Source organism: Plesiomonas sp. PI-19, assembly GCF_021368255.1.
Taxonomy (GTDB): domain Bacteria; phylum Pseudomonadota; class Gammaproteobacteria; order Enterobacterales; family CAMTGL01; genus Plesiomonas; species Plesiomonas shigelloides.
The window spans coordinates 1,455,372-1,466,906 of the sequence record NZ_JAJNMQ010000001.1; the positions used below are offsets into that span (position 1 = coordinate 1,455,372).

10 protein-coding genes are annotated in these 11,535 nt (G+C 39.4%); 9 read left to right on the top strand and 1 reads right to left on the bottom strand.

Features of this window, described 5'->3' with window-relative positions:
• The first annotated feature begins 4 nt into the window (after positions 1-4).
• The gene (locus tag LQ901_RS06665) at positions 5-445 is read left to right on the top strand and encodes a hypothetical protein (protein WP_233672066.1); all 441 of its coding nucleotides are present in this window, start codon (positions 5-7) and stop codon (positions 443-445) included.
• Positions 446-567: 122 nt separating this feature from the next.
• Here LQ901_RS06665 and LQ901_RS06670 read toward each other — a convergent pair whose 3' ends face one another.
• Complete coding sequence (locus LQ901_RS06670) at positions 568-1,146, bottom strand: hypothetical protein (protein WP_152135833.1); 579 nt, start codon at positions 1,144-1,146, stop codon at positions 568-570.
• 1,925 nt (positions 1,147-3,071) lie between these two features.
• Between LQ901_RS06670 and LQ901_RS06675 the strand changes: the two genes are divergently transcribed.
• From LQ901_RS06675 to LQ901_RS06710, 8 genes are all read left to right on the top strand, one after another.
• Positions 3,072-3,515: a hypothetical protein gene (locus LQ901_RS06675; protein WP_233672067.1), complete on the top strand. Its 444-nt coding sequence runs from the start codon at positions 3,072-3,074 to the stop codon at positions 3,513-3,515.
• Between the two features lie 300 nt (positions 3,516-3,815).
• The gene (locus LQ901_RS06680; RefSeq protein ID WP_233672068.1) at positions 3,816-4,478 is read left to right on the top strand and encodes an NAD(P)H-binding protein; all 663 of its coding nucleotides are present in this window, start codon (positions 3,816-3,818) and stop codon (positions 4,476-4,478) included.
• A 1,109-nt stretch (positions 4,479-5,587) separates the two neighbouring features.
• Positions 5,588-5,884 (top strand): YkgJ family cysteine cluster protein, encoded by a 297-nt coding sequence (locus LQ901_RS16890; RefSeq protein WP_010865012.1) that lies wholly within the window; start codon positions 5,588-5,590, stop codon positions 5,882-5,884.
• Between the two features lie 413 nt (positions 5,885-6,297).
• Entirely contained in the window at positions 6,298-6,795 is a 498-nt protein-coding gene (locus LQ901_RS06685) for a hypothetical protein (protein ID WP_064977666.1), read from the top strand.
• Positions 6,796-7,290: 495 nt separating this feature from the next.
• Positions 7,291-7,485, top strand: coding sequence for a hypothetical protein (locus tag LQ901_RS06690; RefSeq protein WP_233672069.1), 195 nt, complete (start codon positions 7,291-7,293; stop codon positions 7,483-7,485).
• Positions 7,482-8,741: a tetratricopeptide repeat protein gene (locus LQ901_RS06695; RefSeq protein WP_233672070.1), complete on the top strand. Its 1,260-nt coding sequence runs from the start codon at positions 7,482-7,484 to the stop codon at positions 8,739-8,741. The genes LQ901_RS06690 and LQ901_RS06695 overlap by 4 nt, the downstream gene beginning before the upstream one ends.
• Positions 8,742-9,771: 1,030 nt before the next feature.
• Entirely contained in the window at positions 9,772-10,572 is an 801-nt protein-coding gene (locus LQ901_RS06705; RefSeq protein WP_233672071.1) for a class III extradiol ring-cleavage dioxygenase, read from the top strand.
• Between the two features lie 479 nt (positions 10,573-11,051).
• Positions 11,052-11,522: a DUF1456 family protein gene (locus LQ901_RS06710; protein ID WP_064977672.1), complete on the top strand. Its 471-nt coding sequence runs from the start codon at positions 11,052-11,054 to the stop codon at positions 11,520-11,522.
• Positions 11,523-11,535 lie beyond the last annotated feature (13 nt).

Below are 11,535 nucleotides of genomic sequence, written 5' to 3' on the forward strand. Positions count from 1 at the left end.
AGCCATGCCTGAAATTTTTAAAGATAGAAAAATATATATTGTTATCTACTATGATGATGCAACACCAGAAGCGTTAGCCGAATTTGAGCGACTTCATGCTCACAAAAATGTCAAAAATACAGAAGTTGATTTTTATGAGGATTGGTTAGAGTTACCAGATGATGCACACGTAATCAGTATACGCATAGGTTCAAAAGAAGGAATTAATTTTGACGGTTTATTTTACATGCCAAAAGAACCTATTATTAGCAGATTCACTCTAGACAATGGCTGCCAAAGTAATATAAAAATATGCACGAAGAGTAAGAGTATAATCGGCTATAAATTAAGCAGTAGCGACAAGGTGAAAATAAAACCAATCATAAAACGAATAATAAATGAAAATAACAAAAAAGCAACCATAGTACCTTTTATGACGTGTATTAATGAGCTATCTAAATATTAATGGTTAATAAGATGGATATGGCATCCGTTGAATAACCATACTCATTACACGAACCATTATCTATAAACATGATAACATTTAGTTAAGGGACATTTTGTTATATCAATAAATTACCACTTATGCTAAATACGATGCCAAGAGCTAATCCCTGTGACATCTAATGGTAAACTTTGTGATATACTTGCATCATCTCCAATGCTTGAATAAAAATCATCTTGAATTTTCTTTGCTACATCAATCCATAAAATCAATTTTTTTAGATCTATAGATTTCACAGCATCACTTGGAATAGATAAAATATGCGAAACTAACGAAGAATCGCTCATATCAAATGGGACGTTAACCTCAAACTCTTCATTGACTGTTTTACCATGCACAATAGAGTCTCTCAGCTTAAAACAAGCTTCAATGGCTTGGTAATTTTTACCACCTAAATAGCCTTTCATGCCATAGGCTTTAAAAACCTCACGATGCATACTTTTTCTATCATTTTGATGACTATTCCAACCTTCGATTTTCTCAGCTCCAAAATGATTTATCATTGCTTCTATAGCAAATGTAACAAAGAGCATACCGGATACACAATGATGCGTTACTTCCCATTCCTCTGTTGCACTAAGCGCAAGCCCCTTAGATACATTAGCCATACGAAAGAGGTATGTAGCCGCTATCATCTCTCGCCTAACAAAATATTTTTTCACGAGTCAAAATCCATTTAGATCAGCATTATCTACATTGTACTTGAGTTAGCTCCAAAACGCATATTACCGCTCTGATGAGGCTAGTTATTACAAGAAGATATAACATTTAGCTAAGGGGCATAGCGTAGCACGCCTGCGTGCGCAGCGGTTTGAAATGGGCGTAAAATTCGCGTAGCGAATGCCCATTTCAAAATGTCCCTGCTTGAGCTTTTTGTTATCAGGGAGTTCAATGCGTTAAATACGCTATCTACCTCAACAGATAGCAATCAACTTAACCCTAAACTCTCAAGCAAGATACCCCAAAGATACAATACAGTGTGTTACATCACTGTCTGAACTCAAACTTAGCATTATTATGCGAAAAGTTGCAGCATAACAACGCCATGAAGGAAATTAGGTAAGCATGATAGATAGAAGTTCATTCATATCTCTTTTTAAAAAACACATTATTGCTGGTGTTGTATTCTCGAACCCTGGAGGTGGTACTTCGACGATATGTAGCGTTAATGACCATCGAGTGACCTATAGACGGGGAAACTCGCAGATGACGCTACAACTCGAAGATCTCTATTTTGTTTATAAAGAACTACACGGAAATTCTAAGGTAACGAGCAGTGACTTAAAGCTAAATAAACCATCTGTTTTCGATTCGAGGAAAAATGGTCATAGCTGTAATTGTACTCTTTCATTTTTAGTCCTGAACAAAATGGGGTTATCTAGTGATATTGGTGGTAAAGGTGTTTGTGGTAACCCCTTCTACACAACACTTATCTAGATGATAAAAATCATATGATGAGATAAATATAGATTGGTTAATAGGTGGTGTTTCCACACCAAACATTCTACAGAAGTGATTATTTTTTACGCACCTTCCGTAGCATTCTAACACAGCAATATTGCAGAACTTACATTCACCAAAAATGTAGGTTAAATTCCTTGCCTGATAACTTCTAACTAAGGGGCATAACGGAGCATGCTTGCATGCGCAGTGGTTTGAAATGGGCGTAAAATTTGCGCAGCGAATGCCCATTTCAAAATGTCCCTGTTGAGTTTTTTGTTAGCTGAAACCCCAAGGCAGCTAAAAACACTACACTTACCGACCCGCCAAACAACCTTAAGTAAGGACAATAGACCTTGGCGAGCATTGTACTTGCCCTATTCTATTCGCAACAATGCACGTGACTCGACCATTCGCCTTCAATTGTGCAAATGAACGCTGATTTCGTGCGGCTAAACACCATGCAAACAAGAGGAAAGAATACGATTTTGCCGTTGTAGCAAAGCTTGCTATGCCAAAACTGTCAGTTGCAGCCGAACCAACTGATTGGAAAGAAAACGGGAGCACGTTCGCCTACACCGCTGACACTTCAACGCGGCCATTCGCAAACAATGTTCAGGAATGGAAAGAATACTGACTTACAGTGAACGCTGAAGATGCATCGGCAACTTTGCCGGACTCCGCCGAATACGCTACTGGAATGAATGCGATATTTACTTAAACGATGAAGCAGCCAAGCCAACTCACCCATGCGACGCAAAAGGTAAATCGAAGAGAAAATACAATTTATCCGTAACAATAAGCTATGCGTAGTGCTCAAAGCTAACCCACAAAAGCCTATTAAATTCGCCTTTCAGCTAACATTTAGCTAAGGGGCATAGCGTAGCACGCCTGCGTGCGCAGCGGTTTGAAATGGGCGTAAAATTCACGTAGTGAATGCCCATTTCAAAATGTCCCTACTTGAGCTTTTTGTTATCATGAAGTTACCGGTCAAGTTAATTACGTTAGCGGACTCCTTTAACTTTCATCCTGAATGCTCTAGCATAACCATATTTGTTTCAAATGATTAATGGCAATTACTCTATATTGAAATAACCGCACCAGCAGTTATCATTAGACCTTTATACATATTACATTACCATTTGAAATGAAAAAGCTTCTTACTTTATCAGTTGTATTAGCCTTACTACTATGGTTCATGTTTGCTGGTTTTTTGCTAGGAATCTATCAGCCTGAATGGCTACCTTCATCTCTCATTCATCTCAGCCGGCCAAAGTCGCTAGCTGATCTTGGTCAATCATTTTCTACTCTTGAAGGCCTAATTTCTTCATTAGCTTTAATGCTAGGCCTTATAGCAATAATAATTCAAACAAAACAAAATGCAGATTCAAATATAATTGGTGCATTCTCTGCCCGTTTACAATATCTCCTTTCGGATTGCGAGCGTCTAGAGAATCAAATTCAATCATTGAAAAGCAGCTGTAGATTTGATCAGAACTTATTTAATAATATGGTTGAAAAAAAGAAACGTCAACTTGATGAAGCAAAAGCTATAGATGAAAAAATAAAGAGCCTTCTAAACAACATTTAATATAATGTTGTTGAAGTAATATCAACTCGGTACTCTGCTACTGCTTTGTACCGAGCTAATATTTGCGTACCAAATTCATGATAACATTTAATTAAGGGGCGTAACGGAGCACGCCTGCGTGCGAAGTGGTTTGAAATGGGCGTAAAATTCGCGTAGCGAATGCCCATTTCAAAATGTCCCTGCTTGAATTTTTTGTTATCACGGAGCCGATGTAGACCAAACAAAATAGATTACCAAAACACTTAGACTGCGCTAGCCTTGGTTACAACCAGACCATACAGAATACCAAGGAACCTCCAAATGCTACCAAATCGCGATGTGATTACTACAGGAAGTACCGGACTGGTTGGCAGCGAGATCCTCAAACAGCTTTTGAACGACGACACTGTTCGTACCGTATACAGTTTAACGAGACGCAAGCTGAAACTGGATCATCCGAAGCTTGTTCAACTGGTTGTGAATTTTAAGGACTTACCCGCATTACCTAGCGCAAACGAAGTGTATCTGGCACTTGGAACAACTATCAAAGATGCAGGTAGCAAAGATGCATTTCGTGCAGTGGATTTTGATGCAAACCTCGCCATAGCAATAGCGGCCCGAAAAGTTGGCGTAGACCGCATAGGAATTGTTAGTGCAATGGGCGCTAACCCAAACTCTGCAGTGTTTTATAGCAGAGTCAAAGGCGAATTAGAGATGGCAGTTGAAAATTTAGGCTTTAAAGGTGTGACCATTGCTCGTCCCTCTATGCTATTAGGTGATCGTGATGCATTGGGCCAACCGAAAAGAAGTAATGAGCATTACAGTCAGCTATTCGCTAATGCATTGATGAGCTTTATTCCTAAAAACTACAAACCAATTACCGCCATTTCTGTAGCAAAATCGCTAGTGAATGCAACCCCAGATACAGTTGGCGTGAGAATACTGCTTTCTGGCAAGATGAGAAATTGTAGCCAAGACAATTAACTACGATTATTTCATGCGCCACAGTTCTAAATTCAGCGCGACTCCTGATAATTTCTTACTAAGGGGCATAACGGAGCACGCCTGCGTGCGCAGTGGTTTGAAATGGGCGTAAAATTTGCGCAGCAAATGCCCATTTCAAAATGTCCCTGTTGAGTTTTTTGTTAGCTGAAACCCCAAGGTAGCTAAAAACACTATACTTTCCGACCCGCTAAATAACCTTAAGTAAGGACAATATAGCTTGGCGAGCATTGTACTGGCCCTATTCTATTCGCAATAGATGAACGTGACTCGACCATTCGCCTTCAATTGTGCAAAAAAACGCTGATTTCGTGCAGCTAAACACCATGCAAACAAGAGGAAAGAATACGATTTTGCATTTATAGCAAAACTTGCTATGCCAAAACTCCCAGTTGCAGCAGAACCAGCTGACTGGAAAGAAAACAGGATTACATTCGCCTACACCGCAGACTCTTCAACGCGACCGCTCACCAACAATGCACAGGATTGGAAAGAATACTGACTTACAGTGAACACTGAAGATACATCGGCAACTTGGCCAGATTACGCCGAATAGGCTACTGGAAAGAATACGACATTTACGTAAACGATTAAGTAGCCAAGGCAACTCACTCATTCGACACAGAAGCTAAATCGAAGAACAAATACAATTGCGCCGTGACAATTAACTATGCCAAATGCTCAGATTTAACCCACAAAAGCCTATTAAATTCGCCTTTCAGCTAACATTTAGCTAAGGGGCATAGCGCAGCACGCTTGCGTGCGCAGCGGTTTGAAATGGGCATAAAATTCGCGCAGCGAATGCCCATTTCAAAATGTCCCTGCTTGAACTTGTTGTTATCACGGAGCCGATGCACGATAAGCCATATGCTTGACGAAATACCACATAATGACCTAATCTGCTAAACAGCAGGTATAGTAACCCCATGATAACGTTGGCAACCAAATTGATGATTAACATTTACACAGCACCCACAGTTATAAGACAAGTATTCATTTGTTTCGTAATAGAGCCTTGAAACGTACATAATGCTTATGGCTAGAAGTTTTAGCTATAGTATAATAGACTGTCTTTTCTACTTAAGTTCGCCATGAATATTCCTATCACAATTCAGCCAGAAAACGAAATATTGTGCTCAAACTGCCAGGCTTGCTGTTGCAAGCTAGAAGTGATGATAATTTCTGATACTGGCGTTCCTAGGCACCATATTGCTGTCGACAAATGGGGTGGCGAAACGATGCGACGCTTAGAGGACGGTTGGTGCTCTGCTTTGGATCGTGAAACTCTTCTGTGCACCATATATGAAAATAGACCTTGGATTTGTCGTCAATTCGAGATGGGATCATATGAGTGCCAAGAAGAAAGAAAAGACATGCAGAAAATATAATTAAAAAATTTTATCTTCATCTGAAACACGATTTATTAATGCTGAACGATTTCAGTTAATAAATGCACATTATCATTCTAGCACTCACCTACACTCTTAGCTCAAAACCACTCCTGATAACATTTAGCTAAGGGGCATAGCGTAGCACGCTCGCGTGCGCAGCGGTTTGAAATGGGCATAAAATTCACGCAGTGAATGCCCATTTCAAAATGTCCCTGCTTGAGCTGCTTGTTATCACGGAACCCGTTGCTCACACTGCAATGTTTTTGTACGCGCCAAAAACATGATCTAACTCTATTTCCACAGTAAAAATCACTAAGCAGCACACTTTAGCTCGTCACATCAGGTGACGCAGAGTACCGATATCGTTACTATACGGAAAGTTTCTGCATAATACGCTGTTAGGAGTCTAGATGACATTCGAACAAACTATATTAATAGCGCTATTAACCGTATTGGGTGGGGGTGTTGCGTCTGCATTTGTAACCTCGATCCTGACAAGTAGGCGAGATCAAAAAAATTACACAAAGAAAAAATATGAAGAGATTTATGACCTTATTGCCAAAGATAGTACTGATTTTGCAAAATGGTATCTTGGCTATATGGCAGTATTTGAAGGAGCACTTCCGCTAAGTCAGTTGAAGAATCGAGCCTCTACCACGACTATGGATACGAAGGCAAAAGTGCTAATGCTTGTGGCTCTTTATGCCGAAAATCTCTCAACAGAGATAGAGTTGTACTTCCAAAATAAGCAGGCACTTATTTCGTATATTAATGAGGCATCAAAAAGAGCAGATGAAAATGTCGCGTCAAAAATTTCCCTAAATGATTTTCATGCCTTACGAGTGAGCTTTGATAAGGAAAAAAACAATGTGTTTGAAAAGCTTGTTAACCTTTCAAAAAGCTTATGACGTGGCGCGGCATGACGCTCCTAACAAGGCAAAGCAGTTCGGCCCTTCGGGCCCGGACGTCGCTTCGCTCCGCCGCTGTTTGCAGCGTTAAAGATTTAATATTTCTCATTCGCCGTAGTGCCCTACTACGGCAATATTACGATTCTCTCATGCGCCGAAAAAATTAATTAAATGCCTTGCCTGATAACATTTAGTTAAGGGGCATAACGAAGCACGCTTGCGTGCGAAGTGGTTTGAAATGGGCGTAAAATTCGCGTAGCGAATGCCCATTTCAAAATGTCCCTGCTTTAACTTCTTGTTATCACGGAACCCAATGTTTGAAATGCAATGCATGTTAGCCCCCCTCCAACATATGAGCTAACTCTATTTCTAGAGTAAAAGCGCATATGCAACACCGAACAACTAGTTACATTAGGTGACGCAAAGTGCATATCAAGTTACTATACAGAATGTTTCCGATTTATACCGCTGTTATATTTTTGATGGAGAAGTACGATGTTAGAATGGCTGGATCAAAATGTCGGTGCAAACTTGGCCACATATATTGGTGTGCTATTGGGAGTCATTGGCATATTTTTCGGTGGATATAAACTAAATAAGCAGAAGTCTGTTAATATCAAAGGTGGCAATAACGCCATAAACATTCAGTCAGGTAGAGATATTACAGTACATAAGGTATCAAAAAAATGAGTCATAAAATAGTTGGGGGAGACAATGCCGTTAACATTCAAGCAATCGGTGATATTAGCATTAATGTTTCACCTGAAGTCCTGGAATCAGTCTTGTACTCTCAACTTGAGGCATTGTTCAAAAAAATCGCTCAATCTGATAATCAGTTAAAACATGAAATAGTTAGACTGATAAGAACTGGTGAACATAAGCAAGCAAGAGCACTATTGAACAAACTGGTAGATGAAACATCAGAAAAATACTCTGATGACTGTTTGGATTTCGCAAATCTGTTTATGATTTTAGAACCTAAAAAAGCTAAATATTTTTATGAACGATCCCTAGATGTAGACCCTGAAAATCATAATGCAATAAATTGCTATGCAATCTATCTCATGGGGTGCGGCGAGCTAGAAGAAGCAGAAAGTCTTTTTTCATCAAGGCTGTCAATTAACTCATTGCCAAGGGTCGTGCGGGAATGGATAAATGGCAATTTAGGCGTACTATATAAAAATCAGGGTAAGTGGGAACAGTCAATAAGCTGCCTATTAATTTCACTTAAATTATCAAAATTAAATCAGAACTATATAGGAGTTGTAAAGGGATTAAATAACCTAGGTAGTGTTTATAATAACCTTGAGAATTACAACAAGTCGGAAATATATTTGCAGGAAGCATTAAATAAGATACATGTAATCATTAATCCTGACATTGAAGTTAGACTTAAAAACAAATACAAAGTAGTAAAGAGCAATTTGTTGACAAACTTATCCATTAGGCTTCGTCATTTATATATTAAAGATAACGATAAAGATCACCTAAAAAAAGCCATTTGCTTTTTAGAAGAAGCAATTGATATTGCTGAAATGTTGGAGTCAAAACAAGAAATGTTAAGGCATTATGGTAATTTGTCAAATATTTACAGGCAGATGGATGATAACGTAAATTGCAAAAAGTATGCTAGCAAAGCGCTGGATATTTCAAAGGATATAGAAGATCATCGTAGTGAAGTGTGTAGTCTTATGAATTTGGGATTAGCTTACTATGACGAAAATAATTTTGACCATGCACTCACTCTATTAAACGAAGCCTTAAAAAAAGGTGGGGATACGTATCCAAAATTAAGAGCCAATATCTTATTTGGTTTGGCTTATGTGTACCGAGATGCTGGAAATAATGAGCAAATGAAAGAAAAGCTTATTCAGGCGGAGAAACTATTTAAAAGCCTAGGTTTAAATGACAGCCTACAGCGACTCACTGAAGATTTTGCAGTATAAATACAATAATATATTTAAGAGTGATTCGCTACGCGTGGAATTTTTACTATGCGTTGCGTTTAGTGTTTAAGGTCGTATGCGCAAACAATAGTATTGCGTTGCTCACACCTTAACAGGGCGTTAAATATATAATATTTCTCATTTGCCGTAGTACCCTACTACGGCAATATTACGATTATCTCATACTCCGATAATATTAATTAAATGCCTTTCCTGATAACATTTAATTAAGGGGCATAACAGAGCACGCTTGCGTGCGCAGTGGTTTGAAATGAGCGTAAATTTCGCGCAGCGAATGCTCATTTCAAAATGTCCCTGCTTGAATTTCTTGTTATCTGAAACCCCAAGGTTGCTAAAAGCTGGCTTCTGCCGACCAACGTAACCGCCTTAAGTAAAAACGATTTTGCTCGGCGTGCACTGTAATGCCCCTATTCTACAGATGAACTTCCACGTAACTCGACCATTCGGTTTCAATTGTGCGAAAAAGCACTGATTTCGTGCGGCTAAAAACCATGTATCCAACAGGAAAGAATACAATTTCTCAGTTACAGCAAGCCATGCTATGCCAAAACTACCCGTAGCAGCAGAACCAACTGACTGGAAAGAATACGATATTCACTCTAGGGAAATGTAGCCAAGACAACTTCACCATTCGACAAAAGCACTAAATCGAAGAAAAAATACAATTACGCCGCTAAAAGTAAAATGACTATGACCTGAAATTTAAACCACGAAAGCCTATTAAATTCGCCTTTCAGATAACATTTAGCTAAGGGGCATAGCGCAGCACGCTTGCGTGCGCAGCGGTTTGAAATGGGCATAAAATTCGCGCAGCGAATGCCCATTTCAAAATGTCCCTACTTTAGCTCTTTGTTAACCGGAACCGATGCTGGTAGAAGCTTGGTATAGAAGACTCACCGAACTGCCTTAAATTTTTCTCTGATATTTTGACGCGCAGACGCAGTTTTGAGTGCTAGCAAAAGACTATACTGACCAATAGCATTCAATTCTGACCAATAGGAATTTGTATATGGCTACCCAACACCGAGCACTCTTCATTTCTCACGGCGGTGGCCCATTACCCCTCCTTGGCGATCCTCAACATGCGCAGATGGTTTCGTGCCTACAAACGATAGCCAAACAGATTTCGAAACCGTCAGCGATCATAATGGTGAGTGCGCATTGGGAATCGCATAGTGCTGCAGTGACCTCAGGAGCTATGCCAACATTGATTTACGACTATGGTGGATTTCCACCTGAATCATACACCATTCAATACCCTTGCTCTGGCTCACCAAAACTAGCTCACGACATCACAACCAAACTTAAATCGGCTGGTATAACAGTAACTGCAGACCCAAATCGCGGGTTTGATCATGGGCTCTTTGTACCATTGAAAATAATGTACCCAGAAGCCGATATACCCTGCGTACAGCTCTCATTACTGAGCAGCTTGAATCCTGAATCTCACATTAGGATAGGTAAAGCATTAAGAGATTTAAATGATCCATCGATACTTCTTATCGGGTCAGGTTTTTCATTTCACAACATGAGAGCATTCTTCACCCCAGAAACAACCGAGATGAGAGCCGCAAACAACGCATTCCAACAGTGGCTCATTGCTACATGTACAAGCCAAGAACTGTCAGAAAACGAACGATGTGACCGTCTAACCAACTGGGACAAAGCCCCCTTTTCTCGCTATTGCCACCCACGCGAAGAGCACTTACTGCCTTTACATGTTTGCTATGGATTCGCGGGTTCAGCATGTACACAAGCATTTGAATTAGAAATTCTGAACAAAGAAACGAGCATGTTTTTGTGGGCTTAAATTTTTAGGTGATGAGAAATTATGCCCATTAGCGATTTAGCATTCGGCTCAATTGGTAATTAATAGAAAATTCCGGTTAACATTTAATTAAGGGGCATAACGGAGCACGCCTGCGTGCGAAGTGGTTTGAAATGGGCGTAAAATTCGCGTAGCGAATGCCCATTTCAAAATGTCCCTGCTTGAATATTTTGTTATCAAGGAACACGATGCTTGCATAGCAATTATTGTTGCCTAATCAACAACACTCGCTAACGCTGACTCTTTACCGCAAAAGCAAACACCCTCCATATAACACATTGTTGCGTTTTGTTGCACTGAGTTAATGCAACACTACGACACAAAAATTTCGCTTGATAACATTCTTATGTTCACTCATAAAACCACGCAATTGATAGGGTACAGGCTCCAAATCTGCTAAAATACGAGCGTTTCAGTAATCACATTGATTGCACTGGATTTACCTAAGACTAGGAACTATTTTGACCAACAATGATGTTTTACGCTACGTAAGTTATGCTTTTGAACTAGATGTTCATGAATTGTCAAAGATATTTTCTTTAGCAGACTTTTCTGTTCAAGATGAACAACTCTCTTGCTGGCTTAAAAAAGAGAGTGACGGCTCTTATCTTGAATTCAGCGATAAAGAGCTTGCGTTATTTTTAAATGGTTTTATCAATTATAAGCGTGGCAAGCTTGATGGCGTAGAATCACGGAATGAAGAAATAGTAAACAACAATATTGTATTCCAAAAGTTGCGCATAGCTTTGAACTTGAAAGCTGAAGATATTTTAGAAATTTTGCAATTTGAAGATTTTCGTTTAAGCAAACATGAATTGAGTGCATTTTTCCGTAAGCCAGATAATAAGCATTATAGGGAATGTAAAGACCACGTTATAAAAGCTTTCCTACGAGGACTAGAGCATCCACGTGGTGGCAATACGGAATCGTAAAGTATTTTCCATT